Genomic DNA, 25,023 nt, shown 5'->3' on the forward strand with positions numbered 1-25,023 from the left:
ATGAGCCTGGATAACATCTCCTGCCAGAAGAGCTTCGGCGGCTGGCACAAGCGTTACCGGCATCACTCCAAGGTGCTGGGTTGCGACATGGTGTTCGCCGTGTACCTGCCGCCGCAGGCCGAACAGGGTGAGAAGCTGCCGGTGTTGTACTGGCTCAGTGGCCTCACCTGTACCGACGAGAACTTCATGCAGAAGGCCGGCGCTCAGCGCCTGGCCGCCGAGCTTGGGCTGATCATCGTCGCCCCCGACACCAGCCCGCGTGGCGAGCAGGTGCCGGGCGACCCGGATGGCGCGTGGGACTTCGGCCTTGGGGCCGGCTTCTACCTCAACGCCACCCAGCAGCCCTGGGCCCAGCATTACCGCATGCATGACTATGTGGTACAGGAGTTGCCAGCCCTGATCGAAGCGCACTTCCCGGCGTCGGGCGAGCGCAGCATCAGCGGCCACTCCATGGGCGGGCATGGCGCGCTGGTGTGCGCCTTGCGCAACCCAGGGCGCTACCGTTCGGTGTCGGCGTTTTCCCCATCAGCAACCCGATGGATTGCCCGTGGGGCGAGAAAGCTTTCAGCCGCTACCTGGGTGAAGATCGGGCGCGCTGGCGCGAGTGGGATGCCAGCGTGTTGCTGGCCGAAACCCCTGCCGGCGAGTGCCCGCCGTTGCTGGTTGACCAGGGCGACCGTGACGACTTTCTCGAGAAACAGCTCAAGCCCGAAGCGCTGGAGCAGGCCGCACGCAAAGGGGGCCATGCACTGACCCTGCGCCTGCAGCCGGGCTATGACCATAGCTACTACTTCATTGCCAGCTTCATCGAGGAGCACCTGCGCCATCATGCGGTGGCACTGGGGCGGGTGTAGCACCCTGGGCCAAAAGCCGCCAAACCCGCTGCAAAGCAGGTAGAATCACGCCCTGACTCATTCAGGGCGTTTTTCTATGCGTATTGGCCATGGCTACGATGTGCACCGTTTCTGCGACGGTGATTTCATTACCTTGGGCGGGGTGCGTATCCCCCACAAATACGGCCTGCTGGCCCATTCCGACGGCGACGTGCTGCTGCACGCCCTGAGCGATGCCTTGCTGGGCGCCGCGGCGCTGGGCGACATCGGCAAGCACTTCCCCGACACAGACCCGCAGTTCAAGGGGGCCGACAGCCGAGCGCTGCTGCGCCATGTGGTCGGCATCGTCAGGGCCAAGGGCTGGAAGGTCGGCAATGTCGACGCCACCATCGTCGCGCAGGCGCCGAAGATGGCCCCGCACATCGAGACCATGCGCCAGCTGATCGCCGAAGACCTGCAGGTCGAGCTCGACCAGGTCAACGTCAAGGCCACCACGACTGAAAAGCTGGGCTTCACCGGCCGCGAGGAGGGGATTGCCGTGCATTCGGTCGCCCTGCTGCTGCCAGCATGACCGAACTGGAACTGCTGGGCCCGCGCGCATCGGGCGAACCGTTGGGCACCGCCGTACTCAAGGCGGTGGCCGAGGATTTCCAGGTCGACGAAGTGCTGGATATCCCCCTGTCGGGGCAGGGCGAGCACCTGTGGCTGTGGGTCGAGAAGCGTGACCTGAACACTGAAGAGGCCGCCCGCCGCCTGGCCCGTGCCGCAGGCGTGCCCGTGCGCAGCATCAGCTATGCCGGCCTGAAGGACCGCCAGGCGCTGACCCGCCAGTGGTTCAGCCTGCACCTGCCGGGCAAGGCCGACCCGGACCTGTCGCGGGCCGAGGATGCCAGCCTGCGTGTGCTCAAGCAGGTGCGCCACCTGCGCAAGCTCCAGCGCGGCGCGCATTCGGCCAACGGTTTTACCCTGCGCCTGACGGCTCTGGCAGCCGATCACCAGGCGCTGGACACGCGCCTGGAACAGCTGAAGCAGAACGGTGTGCCCAACTATTTTGGCACCCAGCGCTTCGGCCACGGCGGTGGTAACGTGCATGACGCCCTCGAGTGGGCTGCCCGCAAGGCTTTGCCTGAGCAGCGCAACGTGCGTTCGCGGCTGCTTTCGGCTGGGCGCAGCTTCCTGTTCAATCAACTGCTGGCTGCGCGTGTCGCTGACGGCAGCTGGGCTCGCGCCCAGGTCGGCGACCTGCTGGCGTTCACTGACAGCCGTAGTTTCTTCCCGGCCGGTGAGGCGGAATGTGCCGACCCGCGCCTGGCGATTCTCGATCTGCACCCGACTGGCCCTATGTGGGGCGAGGGCGCCTCGCCTGCTGGCGCAGCCACTGCCCAGCTGGAAAACGCCGTTGGCGCACGGCAGCCGGCACTTTGCCAGTGGTTGGCCCAGGCGGGCATGGATCACGAACGGCGAATTCTGCGGCTCCCTATTGGCGGCCTGACGTGGCATTATCCCGAGCCTGATATCCTGCAACTGGAATTCGTCCTGCCGGCCGGATGCTTCGCCACCGTGGTGGTGCGTGAAGTCGTGGATCTGGTGTCGGCAGGGCAGACGGACAGCCCATGCGTATTCTGATTTCGAACGACGACGGTGTTACCGCACCCGGCATCGCCGCGTTGCACGCTGCGCTGGCGGATTACGCCGAGTGCGCGGTGATCGCCCCGGATCAAGACAAGAGCGGCGCCAGCAGTTCGCTGACGCTGGACCGGCCACTGCACCCGCAGACCCTGGCCAACGGCTTCATCAGCCTCAACGGCACGCCAACCGACTGTGTGCACCTGGGCCTCAATGGGTTGTTGCCACAGGCGCCAGACATGGTCGTGTCGGGGATCAACCTCGGTGCCAACCTGGGCGACGACGTGCTGTATTCGGGTACGGTCGCTGCGGCGTTGGAAGGCCGTTTCCTCGGCGGTACCTCGCTGGCGTTCTCGCTGTTGTCGCGCCAGCCGGACAACCTGCCGACCGCTGCCTATATCGCCCGTCGATTGGTCGAGGCACAGTCGCGCCTGGCGCTGCCGCCCCGCACCGTACTCAACGTCAATATCCCCAACTTGCCGCTGGAGCACATCCGTGGCATCCAGCTCACCCGCCTCGGTCATCGGGCGCGGGCGGCGGCGCCGACCAAGGTGGTCAACCCGCGCGGCAAGGAAGGCTACTGGATTGCCGTGGCCGGTGATGCCGAGGATGGGGGGCCGGGCACCGACTTCCACGCGGTCATGCAGGGCTACGTATCGATCACCCCGCTGCAACTCGATCGCACCTTCAATGATGCCTTCGAGCAGCTCGACGGTTGGCTGGAGGGCCTGCTCTGATGCGCGAGGACGATATGCTGCGGCGTGGTATCGGCATGACCTCCCAGCGTACCCGGGAGCGGCTGATCCAGCGCCTGTGCGAAGAGGGTGTGTCGAATACCAAGGTGCTCGACGTGATCCGTCGTACCCCGCGCCACCTGTTCGTCGACGAGGCGCTGGCACATCGCGCCTATGAAGACACCGCGTTGCCGATCGGCCACAACCAGACCATCTCGCAACCGTTCATGGTTGCCCACATGAGCGAGCTGCTGCTCGAAGCCGGGCCGCTGGACAAGGTGCTGGAAATCGGCACCGGCTCGGGTTACCAGACGGCGATCCTGGCCCAGCTGGTCGAGCGGGTATTCTCGGTGGAGCGCATCAAGGTATTGCAGGATCGGGCCAAAGAACGCCTGGTGGAGCTGAACCTGCGCAACGTGGTGTTCCGCTGGGGCGATGGTTGCGAGGGATGGCCGGCATTGGCGCCGTACAACGGCATCATCGTCACTGCCGTGGCGCCGGAAGTGCCGCAGGCATTGCTCGACCAGCTGGCACCTGGAGGCCGCATGGTCATCCCGGTGGGGCCGGCCGGCGAAGCGCAGCAACTGATGCTGATCGTGCGCGAGGAGCATGGGTTCTCCCGTCGCGTGCTGGGGGCTGTGCGTTTCGTGCCGCTGCTCAATGGTCCGTTGGCCTGAGCCCAGCTTGCATTGGCTGTTTGGGTAGGCACCACGCGGTATTTTTGGGCCTGCAGCGAATTCTTGCCGCTTCGCCCTGTCTATCTGGCGGGGCGAAGCGCCAGCGTACACCGGGGCTTTGCAACAGCCTATTGCTCCAGTCTGCCAATACCGGCTGGCTTGGTTATAATTGCAACAATATTGCATTTCTTGTCTTCATATCGTTTTCGGCACCATGAGGGGAGCGCGGGTGGGTCACACAGTCATTCGGCAGCGCAAGGACGGGTCAGGTTTCAAGCTTCTGGTGATTGCATTGGCCATGGGCACGCTACTGGTGGGTTGCTCGAGCACCAGCAGCAACAGCGCGCGGGTGGTCGACCGCAACAACAGCGTGCCCAAGCGCCCGGCGGTGACTTCCGGGCAATACATCGTCAAGCCTGGCGACACCCTGTTCTCCATCGCCTTCCGTTATGGCTGGGACTACAAGGAGCTGGCCGCACGCAACGGTATCCCGGCGCCTTACACCATCCGCCCGGGCCAAGCGATTCGTTTCAGCAGCGGTTCTAGCAGCAGTACCACGGTGGTATCCAACCCTTCCTCGTCGAGCCGCACCACGGTCACGCGGCGGCCTGTGGGCAGCCCCGCCACGGCGCCGGCCAGCACCAGCAAACCAGCTACTCCGGCCCCTTCCACCAGTGCGCCAGTGGTTGCCACCGTGCCGGCTGCGGAGCGCGCGGTAGGCGGCTGGACCTGGCCTGCCAACGGCGTGTTGATTGGAAAATTTGCTTCAAACGGTAGTTTGAATAAAGGCATTGATATCGCCGGTGATTTGGGACAGCCTGTTTTTGCTGCGTCTGATGGTGCGGTGGTTTACGCCGGGAGTGGTTTGAGGGGCTACGGCGAGCTGATCATCATCAAACACAGCGATACCTACGTCAGTGCCTACGGCCATAACCGCAGGCTGTTGGTTCGGGAGGGGCAGCAGGTCAAGGCAGGGCAGTCGATTGCTGAAATGGGGTCTACGGGCACAGATCGGGTGAAGCTGCATTTTGAGATTCGCCGCCAGGGCAAACCCGTCGATCCGCTCCAGTTCCTGCCACGCCGTTGATCGTTGTACCCGGCCTGTTCCTGTGATGTAGAGGGGACAGGCTCAAGCGCTGCCAGGGATAAAGGTGCCGCTCGAGTCTGAGTTCGAACTCAGCAAAGGACTATAACAATGGCTCTCAGTAAAGAAGTGCCGGAGTTTGACATCGACGATGACGTCCTCCTGATGGAGACGGGTATCGTTTTGGAAACGGATGTGGTGTCAGACGAACCTGCTGTATCTTCGGTTCGGACGAGGGCCAAGTCGGGCTCTTCGCTCAAGCAACACAAGTACATCGATTACAGCCGGGCGCTCGATGCCACCCAGCTGTATCTCAACGAGATTGGTTTCTCGCCGCTGCTGTCGCCGGAAGAAGAAGTGCACTTTGCGCGCTTGTCGCAAAAGGGCGATCCTGCCGGCCGCAAGCGCATGATCGAAAGCAACCTGCGCCTGGTTGTAAAAATTGCCCGTCGTTACGTGAACCGTGGCCTGTCGCTGCTCGACCTGATCGAGGAGGGCAACCTGGGGCTGATCCGTGCGGTCGAGAAGTTCGACCCAGAGCGTGGTTTCCGGTTCTCGACCTATGCGACCTGGTGGATTCGCCAGACCATCGAACGGGCGATCATGAACCAGACCCGCACCATCCGCCTACCGATCCATGTGGTCAAGGAACTGAACGTCTACCTGCGCGCTGCACGCGAGCTGACCCAGAAACTCGACCACGAACCCTCGCCAGAAGAAATCGCCACGTTGCTGGAGAAGCCGGTCGCCGAGGTCAAGCGCATGCTTGGCTTGAACGAGCGGGTGTCTTCGGTGGATGTGCCGCTTGGCCCGGACTCGGACAAGACCCTGCTCGACACCTTGACCGACGACCGCCCGACCGACCCGTGCGAGCTGCTGCAGGATGATGACCTGTCGCAGAGCATCGATCAGTGGCTGGGTGAGTTGACCGACAAGCAGCGTGAAGTGGTGGTGCGGCGCTTTGGCCTACGCGGGCATGAGAGCAGTACCCTTGAAGATGTTGGCCTGGAGATCGGCCTGACCCGGGAGCGGGTGCGGCAGATTCAGGTAGAGGGGCTTAAGCGCTTGCGCGAGATCCTGGAGAAGAACGGCTTGTCCAGCGAGTCGTTGTTCCAGTAGCGAAGGCTCGTAACACAAAGCGCCCCGATGACCTCGGGGCGTTTTTGTGTGTGGCTAAAAGAGTTATCCCCATCCGAGATTGCAGGGCTGCAAAGCTGCCTCAAAACCTGGGCATAACAGATATCCAATGTGTATTGCGCTACCCCAGTAACATTCCATGTAAGCCTTTTCTTACTTGTTTTGTAAGCTATCTATGCAAGTCTCAGTAAATCATTGTCGTTTTCAGCCTCTGTATTTTTCCAACTCATTGAAAACAATGGCTTATTTTGCTGTGAGGGAATATGTCCCCGGCAATACCTTGTGAGGGTTCGCGCTTGCCCGTCCGGCTCAACCCGCTAGTATTCGAACTGTGCACAGGGACATGCACAGGCTTTCAGGACGAAGGCCAAGGACGTCGCAAGAAGCGATTTCATCAGGATGATGTTTGGGACAAGCAGGGACTACGGAAAAAATGTGGGCGGGTCAAACCGCCCCTTTTTTTGCCCGCAGAAAACAAAAAAGGCCCCGAGGGGCCTTTTTCGCATCTGGGCGTTATCAGCGCTCCAGGTCGGCAATCTTGCCAGTCTTGCCATCCCACTCTTCGGCGTCAGGCAAGGCATCCTTACGCTCGGTGATGTTCGGCCAGACTTCCGCCAGTTCGGCGTTCAGCTCGATGAAGTTCTCCATCCCTGCAGGGATTTCGTCTTCCGAGAAGATGGCTTGCGCTGGGCACTCCGGTTCGCACAGGGCGCAGTCGATGCACTCGTCCGGGTGGATGACCAGGAAGTTCGGGCCTTCGTAGAAGCAGTCCACCGGACAGACTTCCACGCAGTCGGTGTATTTGCATTTGATGCAGTTGTCGGTGACGACGAAGGTCATTTCTAATTCTCTCCTCAGGCGACGGCGGCGGCCCTTCCTCTCAGGGCCGCGCGGTTTACAGGTATGTGGCTGCAGGCCAGGCTAATAACCTGCAGCACCAGCAAACCGCGGCGGATTCTATCAGCTTGTAGTGGGCGCCGTTATAACAGGTTCTTTAGTTGATATAGCATTTCGATAGCTTGACGCGGGGTCATGTCGTCCAGCTGCAGCTTGCCCAGCTTCTCGATGGCCGGGTGTGGCAGGCTGGCGAACAGGTCGCTTTGGTGCGGTACCTGCGGCGCATCCTTGGCTTTTGCGGCCGGGGGCTGCTCGTGCGGCAGGCTGGTGGTTTCCAGGCGCCCCAGGTGTTCGCGGGCACGCTGGATGACCACTGTCGGTACGCCGGCCAGTTGCGCCACGGCCAGGCCGTAACTCTGGCTGGCAGGGCCAGGCAGCACGTGGTGCAGGAAAACGATGCGTTCGTTGTGCTCGGTGGCGTTCAGGTGCACGTTGGCCACCAGCGGCTCGCTCTCCGGCAGCACGGTCAGTTCGAAGTAGTGCGTGGCAAACAGCGTGTAGGCACGCAGCTGGGCCAGGCGCTCGGCGGCGGCCCAGGCCAGCGACAAGCCGTCGAAGGTGCTGGTGCCGCGGCCGACTTCGTCCATCAGCACCAGGCTGCGGTCGGTGGCGTTATGCAGAATGTTGGCGGTTTCGCTCATCTCGACCATGAACGTCGAGCGCCCGCCGGCCAGGTCATCGCTGGAACCGATGCGGGTGAAAATGCGGTCGACCAGCGACAGCTCGCAGCTGGCCGCCGGCACGAAGCTGCCAATGTGTGCCAGCAGCACGATCAAGGCGGTCTGGCGCATGTAGGTGGACTTACCGCCCATGTTCGGGCCAGTGATGATCAGCATGCGTGTGCTGTTGTCCAGGCCCAGGTCGTTGGCCACGAACGGCGTGGTCAATACCTGCTCCACCACCGGGTGGCGGCCTTGCACGATGCGCAGGCACGGCTCGTCGACGAAGCGCGGGCAGTTCAGGTCAAGGTTCAGTGCACGTTCGGCCAGGTTGCTGAGTACATCCAGTTCGGCCAGGGCAGCGGCGCTGTCCTGCAGCGGCGCCAGGTGGCTGATGAGGGTTTCCAGCAGGGCGTCGTACAGCATTTTTTCGCGGGCCAGGGCGCGGCTCTTGGCCGACAGTGCCTTGTCCTCGAATGCCTTCAGCTCCGGGGTGATGAAGCGCTCGGCGCCCTTGAGCGTCTGCCGGCGAATGTAGTCGCCTGGGGCCTGCTCGGCCTGCTTGGTCGGTAGCTCGATGAAGTAGCCGTGCACGCGGTTGTAGCCGACCTTGAGGTTGGCAAGGCCTGTGCGAGCCTTTTCCCGGGCTTCCAGGTCGATCAGGAACTGGCCGGCGTTTTCGCTGATCGCCAGCAGGTCGTCCAGCTCATTGTCATAGCCGGCCTTGAGCACGCCGCCGTCGCGGATCACCGCCGGCGGGTTGTCGATGATCGCCCGCTCCAGCAGGCTGGCCAGTTCCGGGTAGGTGCCGGTGATGGCTGCCAGGCGCGCAAGGTGCGGTGCCTCGAGCTCGGTCATGGCGTTCTGCAGCTCGGGCAATGCGCCCAAGGCATCACGCAGGCGCGCCAGGTCGCGCGGGCGGGCATTGCGCAGGCCGATGCGAGCGAGGATCCGCTCGATATCGCCAATTTCCTTCAACTGCGGCTGCAGCTTCTCGAAGCGATAGCTGTCGAGCAGGCAGCGGATCGAATCCTGGCGTGCCTGCAGTACCTTGAGGTCGCGCAGCGGGCGGTTCAGCCAGCGGCTCAGCAGGCGGCTGGCCATGGCGGTCTGGCAGCGGTCGATCACCGACTGAAGGGTGTTGTCGCGCCCGCCGGCCAGGTTGATGTCCAGCTCCAGGTTGCGGCGGCTGGCGCCATCGAGGATGACCGTGTCGTCCAGGCGCTCGTGGCGCAGGCTGCGCAGGTGGGGCAGGGCGGTGCGCTGGGTTTCCTTGGCGTAGGTCAGCAGGCAGCCGGCGGCACCGATGGCCAGGGTCAGCTTGTCGCAGCCGAAGCCTTTGAGGTCTTTGGTCGCGAATTGCTGGCACAGGGCCTTGCGCGCCGAGTCGCGGTCGAAGTCCCACGGTGCGCGGCGGCGGGCGCCAGGGCGTTTCTCCGCAGGCAAATCGCGCGGCCAGTCGTCCGGGATCAACAGCTCGACCGGGTTCAGCCGCTCGAGCTCGGCCAGCAGGTTTTCCCAGCCCTTGATCTCCTGCACGCTGAAGTTGCCGCTGGTGATGTCCAGTACGGCCAGGCCGAACAGGCGCTCGTCGCCGAGCAGCGCGGCAATCAGGTTGTCGCGGCGCTCGTCGAGCAGGGCCTCGTCACTGACCGTGCCAGGGGTGATGATGCGCACCACCTGGCGCTCCACCGGGCCCTTGCTGGTGGCTGGGTCGCCAATCTGCTCACAGATCACCACCGATTCGCCCAGCTTGACCAGCTTGGCCAGGTAGCCTTCGAGCGAATGGAACGGGATCCCGCACATGGGAATGGACTGGCCGGCCGACTGACCGCGGGCGGTCAAGGTGATATCCAGCAGTTTCGCGGCTTTTTTCGCATCTTCGTAGAAGATTTCGTAGAAGTCGCCCATGCGGTAGAACATCAGCTGGTCTGGGTGCTGGTTTTTCAGCTTCCAGTACTGCTGCATCATCGGTGTGTGTGCGGAAAGATCTGACATTCAGGGCCTTACAGCGGGTGATCTGGTTGGCAAGGGTAAACCGGCAATGGTACAGGCTTTTTCAGCGAGATGCAGGCGCAGGCATTGGGGCATGTTCGCGCAGCCTGGCGGCAAAGGTGGAGCCGTGCGGCGTTAACCTCTAGAATGCGCGGCCCTCGACAAACGCCTCTAGCCGTGACCCGTACGATGAATGTGTCCAGCCCAGTTCCCTATGTAAAGCAACAGCTGATCTACCTCCTTTATGGCGAGCGCCGGATCTATCAGCTGGAGGCCAAACTCAGCATCCTCACCGCCATGGCGCGTTGCAAACCGGCTGAGCTGCCAGTGATCCGTGTACTTACCGATCAGCCACAGGCTTTTGCTGGCTGGCCGGTGGAAGTGATCACGCTGGACGAGCAGACCTTGCAGGCCTGGACCGGCGACGGCGGCTACACCCACCGGCGCAAGGCCTGCGCCATTGCTCAGGCCGGGCAGTGGGCGGACAAGACCGTGTTCATCGATACCGATACGGTGTTCCTGCAATCGCCGTTGAAGCTGTTCAGCCAGGTCGATGCCGGCCAGTTCCTGGTCGATGAAGTGGAGACGAGCTGGGCCGAGGCGTCGCGCAGCAGTGACTACCTTCGCTTCAGCGCCGGGCTGGCCGAGGCTGGAAATGCGCCGGCCGATGATTTGCGGCTCTGCAACAGCGGCGTCATGGGTTTCACCCGCTGCAATGTCGGCATTGCCGAGCGCGCCATCCCCCGCATCGATGCCTGGACGCCCTACACCGGTGACCTGCACACCATCGAACAGATCGCCTTTTCCTTCGAATTGCACGGGGCGCAGGTCAACGAAGCGCGTGGGGTGATCAGCCACTACTTCGCGATGAAACAGTACGTGCATGCCATCCTGGAAATCTTCTTCGCCAAGCACGGCGAGGGCTTCCATCCGCAGATGCCAAGCCTGGCCCTCAAGGTGCCGGCGTATCGTCCTGTGCCTTCGTGGCTGGCGCGGTTGTCGGTGAAGTGGAGCCTGAAGCGGGTGCCGCGCGAGCTGCGGGGCATCGGCCGCAAGCTGCTGTACGGCAGCGTGATGAGTAATGATGACTATCAGCGCGCGTGCAAAGTGATCTGGTGGCGTTCGGCAATCGAAGACATGCGCAAGCTGGACGGCTTCGACTGGCGCGAGGAGTGGCCTGAAGGGCTGCCGCGCCTCGGTCGGCGCGACGAGCGTGCGTTCAGCGAAATTGCCCGGGACAGCCTGTAGGTTTCCTGAGCCAGGGCCCGACGCGGGGTGATAGGGTAGAGGGCCGTTTACAAGGAGCCCCGACATGGACCCGATCACCACGCTTGCTACCCGCCTGGGTGAACACCTGCGCCGTTTCAATGCGCAGGTGACCACCGCCGAATCCTGCACTGGCGGTGGCATTGCCGAAGCCATTACCCGCGTACCTGGCAGCTCGGCCTGGTTCGAGGTTGGCTACGTGACCTACTCCAACGCCCAGAAAACCCGTCTGCTGAGTGTGCCCGAGGTGTTCTTCGGCCAGGTAGGCGCGGTCAGCCAGGAAGTCGTCGAAGCCATGGTCCGCGGGGCCCAGGTTGCCAGCGGGGCGCGCTTTGCCGTGGCGGTGAGCGGGGTGGCCGGGCCCGACGGCGGCTCGCCAGCCAAACCGGTAGGTACCGTGTGGCTGGCCTGGGGCGATGGCAACCGGGTGTTCAGCGAGCGCCGCCAGTTTGACGGTGACCGCGAAGCGGTGCGCCGACAGACGGTGATCGCCGCGTTAGACGGCTTGTTACAGCTTGGTGCCGAGTAAATCGACGACAGGGGTTTGCGCGGGCGCCGGCCTGTGGAATAATACTGGCTACTTATACAGGTATTCCGGCCGTCAGGGCCAAGTCGAACACGTGAGGATTTCAATGGACGACAACAAGAAGCGCGCCTTGGCTGCGGCCCTGGGTCAGATCGAACGTCAATTCGGTAAAGGCGCGGTCATGCGCATGGGTGACCAGGAGCGTCAAGGCATTCCGGCCATCTCCACCGGCTCGCTGGGCCTGGACATCGCCCTTGGCATCGGCGGCCTGCCAAAAGGCCGTATCGTCGAGATCTACGGCCCGGAATCGTCGGGCAAGACCACGCTGACCCTATCGGTCATCGCCGAAGCTCAGAAAAACGGTGCCACCTGCGCCTTCGTCGACGCCGAACACGCCCTCGACCCTGAGTACGCCGGCAAGCTGGGCGTCAACGTCGACGACCTGCTGGTTTCGCAGCCGGACACTGGCGAACAGGCCCTGGAAATCACCGACATGCTGGTGCGCTCCAACGCCGTTGACGTGATCATCGTCGACTCCGTGGCCGCGTTGGTGCCGAAGGCCGAGATCGAAGGCGAGATGGGTGACATGCACGTCGGCCTGCAGGCTCGCCTGATGTCCCAGGCGCTGCGCAAGATCACTGGTAACATCAAGAACGCTAACTGCCTGGTCATCTTCATCAACCAGATCCGTATGAAGATTGGCGTGATGTTCGGCAGCCCGGAAACCACCACCGGTGGTAACGCCCTGAAGTTCTACGCCTCGGTGCGTCTGGATATCCGTCGTACCGGCGCGGTCAAGGAAGGCGACGAAGTGGTCGGTAGCGAAACCCGCGTCAAGATCGTCAAGAACAAGGTATCGCCTCCGTTCCGTCAGGCCGAGTTCCAGATTCTTTACGGCAAAGGTATCTACCGTAACGGCGAGATCATTGACCTGGGTGTGTCTCAGGGCCTGGTCGAGAAATCCGGTGCCTGGTACGCCTACCAGGGCAACAAGATCGGTCAAGGTAAAGCCAACGCTGCCAAGTATCTGGCGGAAAACCCGGCTATTGGTGCCGAGATCGAGAAGCAGATCCGTGAAAAGCTGTTGAAAGCCGGTGCTGCCGCTGAAGCCGGCAAGGCTGCCGCCGTTGATGCCAGTGCCGACGATGTGGCTGACGCCGAAGCCGGTTATTGATTGCGCGGTAGATAGCCAATATGTCCGCCGTACTCGACACCCCCGTCGCCATCCGGCGGACAGCCATGGACCTGCTCGCGCGACGTGAGCACGGTCGCGTCGAGCTGACGCGCAAGTTGCGTCAGCGCGGCGCTTCGGACGAGTTGATAGAGCCTGAGCTCGACCGGCTCGCCGAAGAAGGGCTGCTGAGTGAAGCCCGTTACCTCGAAAGCTTCATCCGCTATCGTTCAGGCTCTGGCTACGGTCCTTCGCGTATTCGTGAGGAGCTGGGGCAGCGTGGCTTGGCGCGTGCTGATATCGAGCAGGCATTGCGCGAGAGCGAAGTGGATTGGCGCGAGCGTATGCATGACGTATGGCAGCGCAAGTTTGCCGGGCAGCGCCCGCAAGACCCGCGCAGTCGTGCCCAGCAGACCCGGTTTTTGGCATACCGTGGGTTCCCCATGGACATGATCGGCCGCCTGCTCAGTGGGCGTGATCTCGACGATTACTGAGCATTGCTGAAAGGCTGAGGCCGCTTTGCGGCCCCCCTGCAGCAAACACCTATGAACTGACCTTCAACGCCTCCCTGGCCCGCTGCGTGGTATGCATGGGTTGCGGCTTGGCCCAGTTCTCGGGCAAGTTGATGAAATCCACCAACTCGCGCAGCCTGCCCTGGTCGCGGCCATTGAAGGCGAATGACAGGCGGGTCAGGTGATTGAAATTGCCTACTTCATGCTCGGCACTGCTATCAGCTTGCTGGTGATATTTGCCACTCAGGCGCAAGTCGGCAAAGCCTTCTTGGATGTCATACAGCGCGGCCTCGCTGAGCGGGTGATGCATGCGGATAACGAACTGGCTCTTGAGCCAGCGGCTGGAATGGTAGTTGCTGTAGAACTGGTTGATTTCCTCCACTGCCTCGTCGGCACTGTGCACCAGGCGCACCAGCTTCAGATCGCTGGGCAGGATGTAGCGGTTTTCTTCCAACTGGCGGCTGATGAAGTCCAGGCAGTCGCGCCAGAAGCTACCGCCTGGCGAGTCCAGCAGTACCACCGGTACCAGCGGGCTCTTGCCAGTCTGGATCAGGGTCAGGACCTCCAGCGCTTCATCAAGGGTGCCGAAGCCGCCGGGGCACAATACCAAAGCGTCGGCTTCCTTGACGAAGAACAGTTTGCGGATGAAGAAGAAATGGAACGGCAGCAGTTTGTCGGTGCCATCCACCGTGGGGTTGGCATGTTGTTCGAAGGGCAGGGTGATATTGAAGCCCAGGCTGTGGGCACTGCCGGCACCCTCGTGAGCGGCGGCCATGATACCGCCGCCGGCGCCGGTGATGACCATCAAGTCGGAGCGCGCCAGGGTGGCACCCAGCTCGCGGGCCAGGGCGTACATGGGGTGTTCCAGCGGGGTGCGCGCCGAACCGAACACGGTCACCTTGCGTCGGCCTTTGTAGCGCTGCAGGGTGCGGAACGAGTGGTCCAGCTCGCGCAGGGCCTGCAGGGTAATCTTGGCGTTCCAGCGGTCGCTGTCGTCGTGGGCCATGCGCAGGATGGTCAGCATCATGTCGCGGTACAGCGGCAGGTTGGGGCTGTCGGGTGCAACCAGTTGCAGTTGTGCGTCGATGTGGTTCAAGTCGATGTTGTTGTCACGGAAGTGGCTGAACAGCAGTTCATTCGATTGGTAAGGCATGCAACGTCTCCTTCTGCACCAATACCTCTGACCTCAATCTAGACCCTCGCGACCGATTGTGCCGGGCTGTTTGCCACCGCCGCCCGTCGGCATGCGGCCACCGGCCGCATGGGTTTGGTTAACTGGTAGGGCGAAACGTATCGATGCAGGAGGTGGCGGTATGCATCGCTTGATCATCGAGGTGGACCGGCAGCTCTTTCAGCAGCTGGAGAACGCGGCCCAGGTGCATCACCTGAGCCTTGAGGCCGAGTGCCGCCGCAGGTTGGCGGGGCTGGAGTGTCAGTCGCGCTATTTGCAGGCGTTATTGGCCGAGATGCGCGCCGACGCCGCCGAAGGGCACTGGAGTGCCCGCGAGGACGAGAAGGTATAGCTGGGAGGGCTGCCTTTACTTCTTCTTGTTGCCGGCAACGCAACTGGCACTGTCGAAGGCCTGGTCCATGATTGGCTGGTTGGTCTTGTAAACCGTGAAACGGTAGACCATCACCGCGCCCTTGGACATCAGGTTGCGAAAACCGCTATTGCGGCAGACGCTGTCGCCCAGTTGGCTACGCACCTGTGCAGGGTTGGCCTGCATGCGTTCAGCGTGGCTCTGGCGCACGCTCAGGTGGTTGACCAGCGCCTTGCCTTCAACGGTGTAACCCTGATCGAGGATGTCCTCGTTGATCGCACGCGGGGTGCCGACGCTGCTCTCTTTGGCAACCTTCTCCAGCATCTTGTTCAGGTCGTAATCCTGCTTGGAAGCCGCCTGGGCTGCCAGAGGCAGGGCGAGCAACAAGCTCAGGGCGGGGGCGATAAGGCGCAGCATGAATCTCTCCTGGTTCGATGACTGGCGCTTTGACATGCGCGGGTCGACGGCGTTCCGTGAAATCGCGCGGTGGTGACTACCGGGCGCGATAAAACCCCGATTATAAGGGCCACCTTGCCGCCTGCACAGCAATTGCCCCCTGTTCTGGTAGACTGGCACCCTTGTTTTCTCCGAGTCATCCTTGTGCCCATTTCCAACCTGTCCAGAGGCCTGCCGGCATGAGCCATGCGGTAGCGCGCCTGCGCGCCGAACGCCTGGCCCGCAGCAACAAGCCTTTCATCGCCCGTGGCTCGCGAGCAGAGCGTTGCCCGGATTGCCGGGTCATCGCTACCCATTGCCTGTGTGCCTGGAAGCCCCGGGTGAAGGCTGACGCCGGTGTATGCCTGCTGATGCATGACACCGAGCCGCTGAAGCCCACCAACACCGGCTGGCTGATTGCCGACCTGATCGAAGACACCGCGGCCTTCGGCTGGTTGCGCACCTCGGTTGACGAGCGCCTGCTGGCCTTGCTCGACGACCCGCGCTGGCAGCCCTATATCGTTTTCCCGGGCGAGTTCGTTGCTCAGGAGCGGGTGGTCAGCGAGGTGGTGCGCGAGCCTGGCAAGCGCCCGCTGTTCATCCTGTTGGATGCCACCTGGACCGAAGCACGCAAGATGTTCCGCAAAAGCCCGTACCTGGACCGTTTTCCGGTGCTGAGCCTGCAGGCCGAACAGATGTCGCGCTACCGCTTGCGTCGCTCCAAGCGCGACGATCATTTCTGCACGGCGGAAGTCGCGGCCATGTGCCTGGACCTGGCCGGCGACAGCCAGGCCTCCCAGGCGCTGGATGCGTACCTGGATGTGTTCAGCCTGCATTACCTGAGCGGCAAGCAGCGCCTGCCGCTGGACGAGCAGGACGACACCCACCAACGTTTGCATACCTTCCTATAGTCCAAGGGGCACAACCCCTGCTTTGGTTCATAATGACGGAGCTGGCAGCCAGGGTGGGCGAGACGGCAGGGCGATTGGCTTGACCACCCTTGACCGTGCTCGGCATCCTTGGCGCCGATTCCCCGCCGGGCGCCTCCTTTACCCCCAAGCGCCTGGCACAGAACAGGATCCTTAGATCGATGGCCACTTACGAAATCCTGATTGCCGATGACCACCCACTGTTCCGTGGCGCCTGCGCCAGGCCGTTACCCTTGGCCTGGGCCCGGATGTACGCCTGGTCGAAGTCGCGAGCATTGCCGAACTGGAAACCCGCCTGAGCGAAAAAGCCGACTGGGACCTGGTGCTGCTGGACTTGAACATGCCGGGTGCCTACGGTTTTTCCGGGCTGGTGCTGTTGCGTGGGCAATACCCGCAGATCCCCGTGGTTATGGTTTCGGCGCAGGAAGAGGCCGCCGTGGTGGTCAAGTCCCGCGAGTTTGGCGCCAGTGGTTTCATTCCCAAATCCAGCCCCCTGGAAGTGATCCAGGATGCGGTGCGCAAGGTGCTCGATGGCGAGGTCTGGTGGCCGCCGCAGGCGTTCGAGAAGGTGGATGTCTCGGCCGAGGCCAAGGCCGCCAGCGAGGGCTTGGCCAGCCTCACGCCGCAGCAGTTCCGCGTACTGACCATGGTCTGCGAAGGCCTGCTGAACAAGCAGATCGCCTATGAGCTGAGCGTGTCGGAAGCGACCATCAAGGCCCACGTTACCGCGATCTTCCGCAAGCTGGGCGTGCGTACCCGGACCCAGGCCGCGCTGCTGCTGCAACAACTTGAATCGGTTGCCAGCAACTGACTGCGCGTGGCTTCACGCTTTTTTGACCCGAGCCGGTCTAGTCTGCTGGCCTTTCTGTTGTGAAGTGACTCACATGACATCGCCATTCAAAGGCCAGACCGGCCTCAAACGCATCTTCAACGCCGCCGGCTACTCGCTGGACGGCCTGCGCGCCGCCTTCAAGGGCGAGGCCGCATTCCGCCAGCTGGTGCTGCTCAACGTGCTGCTGATCCCGATAGCCTTCTGGCTGCCGGTCAGCCGTGCCGAGCGGGCAATCATGATCGCGGTGTGCCTGCTGGGGCTGATCGTCGAGCTGTTCAATTCGGCGGTAGAGGCGGCCATCGACCGCATTTCGCTGGAGCGCCACCCACTGTCGAAAAATGCCAAGGACATGGGCAGCGCCGCACAACTGGTGGCACTGACCATGGTGGCGCTGGTGTGGGGCGTGATCCTGCTTTAAGCGATTGGCGGCAACACAATTTCGTCACTGCGGGTAAAGCCCGCAGTGAAGTTGCGGCATAGCTCGAGAAACTCACGCATGGCCGACGTCTGGTATTTCTGTTTGTGCCAGATGAAGTAGAACTGGCGCATCAGGTCCAGTTCCGGGGTTTCCACGGGTACCAGGCTGCCACGGCGGAAGGCGTCACGCAGGGCCAGGCGTGAAATGCAACCGATACCCAGGCCCGACTCCACTGCGCGCTTGATCGCTTCGGTGTGCTCCAACTCCAGGCGGATATTGAGGTTGGCGCGGTGATGGCGCATGGCCTGATCGAAGGTCAGGCGTGTGCCTGAGCCTTGCTCGCGCAGGATCCACGCCTCTTGCGAAAGGTTGTCTATATCGGCACGGCCCAGCTTGGCCAGCGGATGCTGCGGCGCGCAGAACACCACCAGTTCGTCCTCGACCCACGGCTGCACTTCCAGGTCCGGGTGGTTGCAGTCGCCTTCGATTAGACCTAGATCAATTTCGTAGTGCGCTACCTGTTGCACGATATGCACAGTGTTCTGTACGTGCAGCTTTACCTGGCTTTCCGGGTGGGTCTGCATGAAGCTGCCAATCAGCAGGGTGGCCAGGTAGTTGCCGATGGTCAGCGTGGCGCCGACCGCCAGCGAACCGAAACCGGACTTGCCGTTGAGCAGGTCTTCGATTTCCTTGGCCTGGTCGAGCAGGGCCACCGCTTGTGGCAGCAGTTGATGGCCCAGGGCATTGAGGGCCAGGCGTTTGCCGGCACGGTCGAACAGTTGGCAGCTCGATTGCCGCTCCAGTTCGGTGATGGAGGTGCTGGCGGCCGACTGCGACAGCGACAGCAGGCTAGCGGCCCGAGAGACGCTTTGGTGCTGAGCGACGGCGACGAAGACTTGCAGTTGACGAAGTGTGAATCGCATATCGATATAACCGATAACACATATCTTGATAATCCAGTTAACAGATATTGTCGCTGCCCCTAAACTATCGCGCAACTGCGCGTTTTGCGCGCCGCGTTTTTCTTCAGGAGCCCCATCGATGAGCAACATGAACCACGAACGTGTCCTCAGTGTGCACCACTGGAACGACACCCTGTTCAGCTTCAAGTGCACCCGCGACCCGGGGCTGCGCTTCGAGAACGGTCAGTTCGTGATGATCGGCCTGCAGCAGGAAAGCGGCCGCCCGCTCATGCGTGCCTATTCCATCGCCTCGCCAAACTGGGAAGAGCACCTGGAATTCTTCAGCATCAAGGTGCCGGACGGCCCGCTGACCTCGCAGTTGCAGCACTTGAAGGAAGGCGATGAGATCATCATCAGCAAGAAGCCTACCGGTACCCTGGTGCTCGACGACCTGAACCCAGGCAAGCACCTGTACCTGCTGAGCACCGGTACTGGCCTGGCGCCGTTCATGAGCGTCATCCAGGACCCGGAAACCTACGAGCGCTTCGAAAAAGTCATCCTGGTGCACGGCGTGCGCTACGTGAACGAAGTGGCCTACCGCGAGTTCATCACCGAGCACCTGCCGCAGAACGAGTTCTTCGGTGAGTCGGTCCGCGAAAAGCTGATCTACTACCCGACCGTGACCCGCGAGCCGTTCGAAAACCAGGGCCGCCTGACCGACCTGATGCGCAGCGGCAAGCTGTTCAGTGACATCGGCCTGCCACCGATCAATCCGCAGGACGACCGCGCGATGATCTGCGGCAGCCCGAGCATGCTCGACGAGACCAGCGAAGTGCTGGACAGCTTCGGCCTGAAAGTCTCTGCCCGCATGCGCGAGCCGGGTGATTACCTGATCGAACGAGCCTTCGTCGAGAAGTAAGGCGCAGGCTGGTACAAGAAGGCGACCCTGGGGTCGCCTTTTTTATTGCTTCTGAGAAATGCGCTGTTTGTGGGGCGGTCGGTGTGCCTATTCGACGCGCGTCTCGCCGCTGTACACCAGAATCGCCCGGCACCGCTTGCACAGGTAGCGCCGCCCCTGGCGCACCAGCTTGTGCCGCTGCGCGGTAAACGGGAAATCACCCTGCGGGCACGGGCAACGGTAGATGTAGCGGGTCGTCGCGCGCCGTTGCACCTCATAGTTGTGGCAACGGTTGGGTGGCAGCTCGTACACCCCACGCATGATCAGTTGCCACTCCTCGCCATGGGCCTGGATGCTATCGCCGAACAGTTGGTGGGCCACCAGATGCGCCACTTCATGGGCCACGGTCTGGCGCAGGAAGTCTTCCTGGTTTTCACGGTAGAGCTGCAGGTTGAAGCGCAGCAGGTTTTCGTGCAGGTGGGCGACACCTGCTTTCTGCCCGCGCAGCTTGAAGCTGACTTCCGGGCGCGGGAAGGGGCGTTTGAAAAAGGTTTCGGCTTGCTGGTAACAGGTTTCGACGCGTTCTTTGAGCAGCTCGGGCATGGTGGGGCGGTTCTCCTGACCGGGCATTATGCCGCAAGCATCGGCGGCCTGCCGAGCCACCGGTCAGCGCACAGCCAGAGGCCGCCTTGCGGCGGCCCCTGGTTGATGCCCCAGTGTTGGTTGAGTCTGTTCTAGTTGGTGTAGACGGGCCCCACGCCCAGTCCCCAGATAATCACCGTGGCGGCCATGATCGCCACCAATACCACAAGGCCCACCGCCAGCACCGAGCTGGAGAACAGGAAGCCTTCGTCGGACGGTATGTTCATGAACGTCGGCAAGCCGACATACAGCAAATACACCGTGTAGCAGATGGCGGCAGTGCCGATCAGCATGCCCAGCCACAGGTGCGGGTACAGTGCCGCGAGGCCACCGATGAACAAGGGGGTGGCAGTGTAGGTGGCAAAGGCGATGCACTGAGCCATGGAAGGGTTGGCGTCGTAGGTGCGAGCCATCCAATGGATGAACGCGCCCATTACCGCCACCCCGGCGAGCATGGCCAGGTACGACATGATGCTCATCCAGATGGCGCTTTCCATGGTCAGCATCACTGCCGGCCGGTCGCCGATCACCCAGCCCACCTGGGTTGTGCCAATAAAGGCTGAAATGGCAGGGATTGCCGCCAGGATCAGGGTGTGCGTCAGGTACATGTGGCTGATGGTTTCTTCTTCGCCACGAATTTCCCGCCATTCCTGATCGGGATGGGTAAACAGCCCCACAACGTGATGAATCATGCCGATCACTCCTCTCAATGTTGCCAAACGCCCCCCAGATGGAGCGCAAGCGGCCCGAGGCCCGAACACCGATGCAAGCGGTAATGTGGCCTTATGTCGCAGTATAGGAAGCGGTTACCGGCACAAACCGTGCTTTTTAGAGCAAATTGCGCTGTAAGGCGTGCTGTTGATTACATTGAAGTCTTTATCGGAATGCCTACAGCGATGCCGCGTTTGTGCGTAAAATAGCCGGCTTTTGTCACACCTCGCGGATCCAAGCGCTATGGGCACCCTCTCGGTCAACCAGAACAAACTGCAAAAACGCCTGCGTCGTCTCGCCGGCGAAGCCATCACCGACTACAACATGATCGAGGATGGCGACAAGGTCATGGTCTGCCTGTCCGGCGGCAAGGACAGCTACACCATGCTCGACGTTCTGTTGCACCTGCAGAAGGTGGCGCCGATCAAGTTCGAGATCGTCGCGGTGAACATGGACCAGAAGCAGCCGGGCTTCCCCGAGCATGTGCTGCCGGCCTACCTCAAGGAGCTGGGCGTCGAGTACCACATCGTCGAGAAGGATACCTACTCGGTAGTCAAGGAGCTGGTGCCCGAGGGCAAGACCACCTGCTCGCTGTGTTCGCGCCTGCGCCGTGGCACCCTGTACACCTTCGCCGACGAAATCGGCGCGACCAAGATGGCGTTGGGGCACCACCGCGACGACATCGTCGAAACCTTCTTCCTCAACATGTTCTTCAACGGCGCGCTCAAGGGCATGCCGCCGAAGCTGCGCGCCGACGACGGCCGCAACGTGGTGATCCGGCCGCTGGCCTACTGCAGCGAGAAGGACATCCAGGCTTACTCGGACATGAAGGAATTCCCGATCATCCCGTGCAACCTGTGCGGCTCGCAGGAAAACCTGCAGCGCCAGGTGGTCAAGGACATGCTGGTGGAGTGGGAGCGCAAGCACCCGGGCCGTACCGAGAGTATCTTCCGGGCGCTGCAGAACGTGGCGCCATCGCAACTGGCCGACCGCAACCTGTTCGATTTCACCAGCCTGAAGATCGACGAAAACGCCACCCCGCGTTTTCTCGATGTGCTGAACATCTGAGCCTATGCGCGATTACCAGTGGCTGCACGAGTACTGCCTGAACCGCTTTGGCTCGGCCCAGGCCTTGGAGGCCTTTCTGCCGCAGCCGCGCACCCCGGCGCAATTGCGCGACATCAGTGACGACCGCTACCTGTCGACCCTGGCTTTGCGCGTGTTCCGCGCCGGGCTCAAGCACAGCCTGGTAGATGCCAAGTGGCCGGCGTTCGAGCAGGTGTTCTTCGGCTTCGACCCGGAAAAGGTAGTGCTGATGGGCGCCGAGCACCTGGAGCGGCTGATGCATGACGAGCGCATCATCCGCCACCTGGGCAAGCTCAAGAGCGTGCCGCGCAATGCGCAGATGATTCTCGACGTGGCCAAGGAAAAGGGCAGTTTCGGCGCGTTCATCGCCGACTGGCCGGTGACCGATATCGTCGGCTTGTGGAAGTACCTGGCCAAGCATGGCAACCAGTTGGGCGGGTTGTCGGCGCCGCGTTTTCTGCGCATGGTTGGCAAGGACACCTTCATCCCTACCGATGACATGGCGGCGGCGTTGATCGCGCAGAAGGTGATAGACAAGCAACCGACCAGCCAGCGTGACCTGGCCTTGGTGCAGCAGGCATTCAACCAGTGGCACGCAGAGAGCGGTCGGCCGCTGTGCCAGTTGTCGGTGATGCTGGCGCATACCGTCAACCATTGACGGGTGTGTTGGTTTCTTCGCGGGCAAGCCCGCGAAGCGTCTAACTGCCTTCGCCCGCCAGGCGCCGCTCATGCTGGAACTTCCAGCGCACATAGAGCAGCCCGGCAATGAACAGCCCCAGGCTCACCAGCACTTCAACCCAGCCAAATACCGCTCGCGCCGGGTCGAATGCCGCCAGCACGCCCTTGATGAAATAGATATTCACCACGAAGCAGGTCCAGGCATGTGCCCGGGCGCTGCCTGTCAGCATGCCTGGCAGCAGCAACAGCAACGGCACCAGTTCGATCGCCAGGATCACCTCGACCCGCGCACCATGCAGGTTGGCGAACCACAGGTTGTTCACCACCAGCAGGGCGATCAGGCCGAAGAAGAACGCCAGGCTCAACGCCCGCGTCAGGCGCAGGCGAGGTGCCAGCCATTCCAGCGGCGGCAACACCTTGGGCTTTTTAGCCACGCGCGGCCTCCAGGGCCTTGGCCGTGGTCGCCAGGCGTTGGCCCAAGGCGCGGCACAGGGCAATCTCGTGTTGGTCGAGTTCACGTTTGCCATCGGCACCGGCGTGGTGGCTGGCGCCGTAAGGGGTGCCGCCGCCACGGGTTTCGAGCAGCGCCGACTCGCTGTAGGGCAGCCCCATTACCAGCATGCCGTGGTGCATCAGTGGCAGCATCATCGACAGCAGGGTGGTTTCCTGGCCGCCGTGCAGGCTGGCGGTGGAGGTGAACACGCCCGCTGGCTTGCCGACCAGCTCACCGCCCAGCCACAGGCTGCTGGTGCCATCCAGGAAGTACTTCAGCGGCGCCGCCATGTTGCCGAAGCGGGTCGGGCTGCCCAGTACCAGGCCGGCGCAATGGCGCAGGTCGTCGAGGGTGGCGTACAGCGCGCCACTGGTTGGGATATCCGGGGCCACCGCTTCGCATTCGGTGGAAATCGCCGGCACCGTGCGCAAGCGTGCCTCCATGCCGGCCAGCTCGATGCCGCGAGCGATGTGCCGGGCCATTTCGCTGGTGGAACCATGGCGGCTGTAATACAGCACCAGGATGTAGGGCACGCTCACGGCAGGATCTCCAGCACTTTTTCCGGTGGGCGACCGACCACGGCCTTGTCACCGGCGACCAGAATCGGCCGTTCGATCAGCTTGGGGTGCTGGGCCATGGCTTCGATCAGTTGCGCGTCGGTCAGTGCCGGGTCGGCCAGGTTGAGCGCTTTGTATTCGTCCTCGCCGGTACGCAGCAATTGGCGTGGGGCGATGCCCAGCTTGCCGAGCAGGGCCTTGAGGGTGGCTGCGTCGGGCGGGGTTTCGAGGTAGCGCACGATGGTCGGTGCCAGGCCGCGGGCTTCGAGCAGTTCCAGCGCGCCGCGGGATTTCGAGCAGCGCGGGTTATGATAGAGCGTGAGGTCAGTCATGTCGGGTCGCATCCAGCTGGGTGTGGCGGCTATTCTAACCGCAGCGACTGACCAATTTGCTTTAAAACTCGAGAAGGATTGACCCATGGCAAGGCGTCTGGCAGCAGTACTGGCCATCACCGCGAGCCTGTTGCTCGGTGGTTGCGGTGCCGATTATGGCGTGGACCAACACGGTAATACGGTTAAGGCCGAACAGATCGAAGGGCACTGGCTGGTGCTCAATTACTGGGCTGAATGGTGCGGGCCGTGCCGTACCGAGATCCCGGAACTGAACGCAGCGGCCAAGCAGTGGGCGGCTGATGGCATCAAGGTGGTGGGGGTGAACTTCGATGGTTTGCAGGGGCAGGACTTGAAGCAGGCCGCTGAAACCCTGGGTATCGGTTTCACCGTGCTGGCCCAGGACCCGGCCGAGCGCTATGACCTGCCGCGCAGCGAGGCGCTGCCGGTGACCTACATCATCGATGACAAGGGCAAGGTGCGTGAGCAGTTGCTGGGCGAGCAGACGCTGGAAGGGCTGCAAGCCAAGATCAAGGCGCTGAAAGGCGCCTGATGCAGTCCGGGGCCGCAAAGCGGCCCCATTGATTATCAGCCTTCTTCAGGCCAGAAGCGCAGCGGCTTGCCCTCGGCCGGCCAGAAGCGCATCTGCTCCACCGGCGATACGTCCCAACGCTCTACCGTTTCCAGCGCCTGCAGGAAGCGCTTTTCTTGCTCCATCAGCGCCGGTGCGCACAGCTTGCGGGTCTTGCCGACCTTGCCGAAGCTCAGGTGCTCGCCATCGAGCGTGTACGGTGCAAACCAGTGGTTGCAGCCGCCGTTGCCGTAGGCACGGCCGTCGCTGGCCAGGGTCAGGGTCAGGTGGCTGTAGTCCATCAGTGGTCGTTCGCCAATCCACTCCAACACATAGCTGCGCTCCTGCTGCAGCTTGGACGGTTCGGCGGCGCAGCCGAGCAGGCCGGTGGCAATCAGCGCGCCGGTCAGCAGGTTTTTCACGCGGCGCTCTCCTGGCAATGGGGGCACAGGTGTTTTTCGCCACGGCTGACCCAGCCCAGCTCGGCAATGCGCGCGCTGGCGGCAGGCTGGCGGGCTTTCTTGCCCAGTTTGGCATCTACCGCGAACTCGAAGTCCAGCACGGCGTCGCAGTTGTCGCACTCGACCTGCCAGGTGAGGATTTCCAGCTCGTTGAACACCGGGCCAGCAGCCACGGCAACCCATTGGCCGCGTGGGTTGATCAGGTGGCGTACGCTCTCCACGGTCAGGCGCATGGACAAGTCCTTGCTGCCCTTCAGGGTGACCAGCAGGGTGTCGCCTTTGTGCATCGAGCCGCCGTTGCCAGTGACCTGGTAGCGGCCCGGCACCAAGGCACGGCACTCGATCAGGGTGTGTTGCGGGTTGAAAAGGGTGTAGCGGAAATCGTGCTCGACCATGGGTCCTCCAGAAATGCCGCGTATCCTA

At 62.4% G+C, this 25,023-nt stretch carries 29 protein-coding genes and 2 pseudogenes; 19 read left to right on the top strand and 12 right to left on the bottom strand.

All coding sequences use genetic code 11. The annotated features are described in order from the left end of the window. The 7 genes and pseudogenes from fghA (at window position 1) to rpoS (ending at window position 6,073) form a co-directional block, all read left to right on the top strand. Window positions 1-854 (top strand): annotated as a pseudogene (gene fghA, locus AB5975_16110) (S-formylglutathione hydrolase). 76 nt (window positions 855-930) lie between these two features. Next, a complete protein-coding gene (gene ispF, locus AB5975_16115; protein ID XDR18210.1) occupies window positions 931-1,404 on the top strand; it encodes a 2-C-methyl-D-erythritol 2,4-cyclodiphosphate synthase in 474 nt (157 codons plus the stop codon). After that, the gene (gene truD / locus AB5975_16120) at window positions 1,401-2,459 is read left to right on the top strand and encodes a tRNA pseudouridine(13) synthase TruD (GenBank protein ID XDR18211.1); all 1,059 of its coding nucleotides are present in this window, start codon (window positions 1,401-1,403) and stop codon (window positions 2,457-2,459) included. Before ispF ends, truD begins: the two co-directional genes overlap by 4 nt. After that, entirely contained in the window at window positions 2,447-3,196 is a 750-nt protein-coding gene (gene surE / locus AB5975_16125; protein XDR18212.1) for a 5'/3'-nucleotidase SurE, read from the top strand. Before truD ends, surE begins: the two co-directional genes overlap by 13 nt. Before the next feature lie 35 nt (window positions 3,197-3,231). Then, complete coding sequence (locus AB5975_16130; protein ID XDR22981.1) at window positions 3,232-3,870, top strand: protein-L-isoaspartate(D-aspartate) O-methyltransferase; 639 nt, start codon at window positions 3,232-3,234, stop codon at window positions 3,868-3,870. A 229-nt stretch (window positions 3,871-4,099) separates the two neighbouring features. Next, on the top strand, window positions 4,100-4,957 hold the full coding sequence (locus tag AB5975_16135) for a peptidoglycan DD-metalloendopeptidase family protein (GenBank protein XDR18213.1): 858 nt from the start codon (window positions 4,100-4,102) through the stop codon (window positions 4,955-4,957). A 108-nt stretch (window positions 4,958-5,065) separates the two neighbouring features. Continuing rightward, the gene (rpoS, locus tag AB5975_16140; GenBank protein XDR18214.1) at window positions 5,066-6,073 is read left to right on the top strand and encodes an RNA polymerase sigma factor RpoS; all 1,008 of its coding nucleotides are present in this window, start codon (window positions 5,066-5,068) and stop codon (window positions 6,071-6,073) included. A 534-nt stretch (window positions 6,074-6,607) separates the two neighbouring features. Here rpoS and fdxA read toward each other — a convergent pair. Together fdxA and mutS are read right to left on the bottom strand one after the other, a co-directional pair. Next, on the bottom strand, window positions 6,608-6,931 hold the full coding sequence (fdxA, locus tag AB5975_16145; protein XDR18215.1) for a ferredoxin FdxA: 324 nt from the start codon (window positions 6,929-6,931) through the stop codon (window positions 6,608-6,610). Window positions 6,932-7,071: 140 nt separating this feature from the next. Further along, complete coding sequence (gene mutS, locus AB5975_16150) at window positions 7,072-9,645, bottom strand: DNA mismatch repair protein MutS (protein XDR18216.1); 2,574 nt, start codon at window positions 9,643-9,645, stop codon at window positions 7,072-7,074. Window positions 9,646-9,831: 186 nt separating this feature from the next. Here mutS and AB5975_16155 point away from each other — a divergent pair, with 186 nt between their 5' ends. From AB5975_16155 to recX, 4 genes are all read left to right on the top strand, one after another. Continuing rightward, on the top strand, window positions 9,832-10,890 hold the full coding sequence (locus AB5975_16155) for a hypothetical protein (protein XDR18217.1): 1,059 nt from the start codon (window positions 9,832-9,834) through the stop codon (window positions 10,888-10,890). A 64-nt stretch (window positions 10,891-10,954) separates the two neighbouring features. After that, the gene (locus AB5975_16160) at window positions 10,955-11,437 is read left to right on the top strand and encodes a CinA family protein (GenBank protein XDR18218.1); all 483 of its coding nucleotides are present in this window, start codon (window positions 10,955-10,957) and stop codon (window positions 11,435-11,437) included. A gap of 103 nt (window positions 11,438-11,540) precedes the next feature. Beyond that, on the top strand, window positions 11,541-12,608 hold the full coding sequence (gene recA, locus AB5975_16165; protein XDR18219.1) for a recombinase RecA: 1,068 nt from the start codon (window positions 11,541-11,543) through the stop codon (window positions 12,606-12,608). A gap of 20 nt (window positions 12,609-12,628) precedes the next feature. After that, window positions 12,629-13,099 carry a recombination regulator RecX gene (recX, locus tag AB5975_16170; GenBank protein ID XDR18220.1) on the top strand — a complete coding sequence of 157 codons (471 nt, stop codon included), beginning with the start codon at window positions 12,629-12,631 and terminating at the stop codon, window positions 13,097-13,099. 49 nt (window positions 13,100-13,148) lie between these two features. Here the strand turns inward: recX and AB5975_16175 are convergent, their stop codons facing one another. After that, window positions 13,149-14,270: an LOG family protein gene (locus AB5975_16175; GenBank protein ID XDR18221.1), complete on the bottom strand. Its 1,122-nt coding sequence runs from the start codon at window positions 14,268-14,270 to the stop codon at window positions 13,149-13,151. A gap of 160 nt (window positions 14,271-14,430) precedes the next feature. Here AB5975_16175 and AB5975_16180 point away from each other — a divergent pair, with 160 nt between their 5' ends. Further along, window positions 14,431-14,640: a hypothetical protein gene (locus tag AB5975_16180; GenBank protein XDR18222.1), complete on the top strand. Its 210-nt coding sequence runs from the start codon at window positions 14,431-14,433 to the stop codon at window positions 14,638-14,640. A 15-nt stretch (window positions 14,641-14,655) separates the two neighbouring features. Here the strand turns inward: AB5975_16180 and AB5975_16185 are convergent, their stop codons facing one another. Next, on the bottom strand, window positions 14,656-15,075 hold the full coding sequence (locus tag AB5975_16185; GenBank protein ID XDR18223.1) for a quorum-sensing-regulated virulence factor family protein: 420 nt from the start codon (window positions 15,073-15,075) through the stop codon (window positions 14,656-14,658). Window positions 15,076-15,293: 218 nt separating this feature from the next. On the opposite strand from AB5975_16185, the gene AB5975_16190 reads away from it, so the two are divergent. The 3 genes and pseudogenes from AB5975_16190 to AB5975_16200 all read left to right on the top strand — a co-directional run bounded on the left by AB5975_16190 (window position 15,294) and on the right by AB5975_16200 (window position 17,272). Then, window positions 15,294-16,004 (top strand): tRNA-uridine aminocarboxypropyltransferase, encoded by a 711-nt coding sequence (locus AB5975_16190; protein ID XDR18224.1) that lies wholly within the window; start codon window positions 15,294-15,296, stop codon window positions 16,002-16,004. 179 nt (window positions 16,005-16,183) lie between these two features. Then, window positions 16,184-16,833: pseudogene (gene erdR / locus AB5975_16195) on the top strand (response regulator transcription factor ErdR). 73 nt (window positions 16,834-16,906) lie between these two features. Further along, window positions 16,907-17,272, top strand: coding sequence for a diacylglycerol kinase (locus AB5975_16200; protein ID XDR18225.1), 366 nt, complete (start codon window positions 16,907-16,909; stop codon window positions 17,270-17,272). Here AB5975_16200 and finR read toward each other — a convergent pair. Further along, the gene (gene finR, locus AB5975_16205) at window positions 17,269-18,195 is read right to left on the bottom strand and encodes a LysR family transcriptional regulator FinR (GenBank protein ID XDR18226.1); all 927 of its coding nucleotides are present in this window, start codon (window positions 18,193-18,195) and stop codon (window positions 17,269-17,271) included. The two genes, AB5975_16200 and finR, sit on opposite strands and share 4 nt — an antisense overlap. Before the next feature lie 118 nt (window positions 18,196-18,313). Between finR and fpr the strand changes: the two genes are divergently transcribed. Next, a complete protein-coding gene (gene fpr / locus AB5975_16210; protein XDR18227.1) occupies window positions 18,314-19,093 on the top strand; it encodes a ferredoxin-NADP reductase in 780 nt (259 codons plus the stop codon). 87 nt (window positions 19,094-19,180) lie between these two features. On the opposite strand, the gene AB5975_16215 is transcribed toward fpr, so the two are convergent. Together AB5975_16215 and AB5975_16220 are read right to left on the bottom strand one after the other, a co-directional pair. Then, window positions 19,181-19,675, bottom strand: a complete 495-nt coding sequence (locus AB5975_16215) for a SprT family zinc-dependent metalloprotease (protein ID XDR18228.1) — start codon at window positions 19,673-19,675, stop codon at window positions 19,181-19,183. Between the two features lie 131 nt (window positions 19,676-19,806). Further along, window positions 19,807-20,406 (bottom strand): Yip1 family protein, encoded by a 600-nt coding sequence (locus tag AB5975_16220; protein ID XDR18229.1) that lies wholly within the window; start codon window positions 20,404-20,406, stop codon window positions 19,807-19,809. 262 nt (window positions 20,407-20,668) lie between these two features. Here AB5975_16220 and ttcA point away from each other — a divergent pair, with 262 nt between their 5' ends. Together ttcA and AB5975_16230 are read left to right on the top strand one after the other, a co-directional pair. Beyond that, window positions 20,669-21,493 (top strand): tRNA 2-thiocytidine(32) synthetase TtcA, encoded by an 825-nt coding sequence (gene ttcA / locus AB5975_16225; GenBank protein ID XDR18230.1) that lies wholly within the window; start codon window positions 20,669-20,671, stop codon window positions 21,491-21,493. Window positions 21,494-21,497: 4 nt separating this feature from the next. Further along, window positions 21,498-22,169: a DNA-3-methyladenine glycosylase I gene (locus tag AB5975_16230; GenBank protein XDR18231.1), complete on the top strand. Its 672-nt coding sequence runs from the start codon at window positions 21,498-21,500 to the stop codon at window positions 22,167-22,169. Window positions 22,170-22,209: 40 nt separating this feature from the next. Here AB5975_16230 and AB5975_16235 read toward each other — a convergent pair whose 3' ends face one another. From AB5975_16235 to arsC, 3 genes are read right to left on the bottom strand one after another with little or no spacing between them, the layout of a single operon-like run. Beyond that, window positions 22,210-22,623 (bottom strand): DUF2069 domain-containing protein, encoded by a 414-nt coding sequence (locus tag AB5975_16235; GenBank protein XDR18232.1) that lies wholly within the window; start codon window positions 22,621-22,623, stop codon window positions 22,210-22,212. Continuing rightward, the gene (gene wrbA, locus AB5975_16240) at window positions 22,616-23,221 is read right to left on the bottom strand and encodes an NAD(P)H:quinone oxidoreductase (protein XDR18233.1); all 606 of its coding nucleotides are present in this window, start codon (window positions 23,219-23,221) and stop codon (window positions 22,616-22,618) included. The genes AB5975_16235 and wrbA overlap by 8 nt, the downstream gene beginning before the upstream one ends. Continuing rightward, on the bottom strand, window positions 23,218-23,571 hold the full coding sequence (gene arsC / locus AB5975_16245) for an arsenate reductase (glutaredoxin) (GenBank protein ID XDR18234.1): 354 nt from the start codon (window positions 23,569-23,571) through the stop codon (window positions 23,218-23,220). The genes wrbA and arsC overlap by 4 nt, the downstream gene beginning before the upstream one ends. An 85-nt stretch (window positions 23,572-23,656) precedes the next feature. Between arsC and AB5975_16250 the strand changes: the two genes are divergently transcribed. Beyond that, window positions 23,657-24,121, top strand: a complete 465-nt coding sequence (locus AB5975_16250) for a TlpA disulfide reductase family protein (protein XDR18235.1) — start codon at window positions 23,657-23,659, stop codon at window positions 24,119-24,121. A gap of 35 nt (window positions 24,122-24,156) precedes the next feature. Here AB5975_16250 and AB5975_16255 read toward each other — a convergent pair whose 3' ends face one another. Beyond that, entirely contained in the window at window positions 24,157-24,561 is a 405-nt protein-coding gene (locus AB5975_16255; GenBank protein ID XDR18236.1) for an META domain-containing protein, read from the bottom strand. Continuing rightward, a complete protein-coding gene (locus AB5975_16260) occupies window positions 24,558-24,995 on the bottom strand; it encodes a hypothetical protein (protein XDR18237.1) in 438 nt (145 codons plus the stop codon). Before AB5975_16260 ends, AB5975_16255 begins: the two co-directional genes overlap by 4 nt. Window positions 24,996-25,023: the final 28 nt, after the last annotated feature.

Origin of the sequence: Pseudomonas putida (assembly GCA_041071465.1) — a bacterium.
GTDB classification, from domain to species: Bacteria; Pseudomonadota; Gammaproteobacteria; order Pseudomonadales; family Pseudomonadaceae; genus Aquipseudomonas; species Aquipseudomonas putida_P.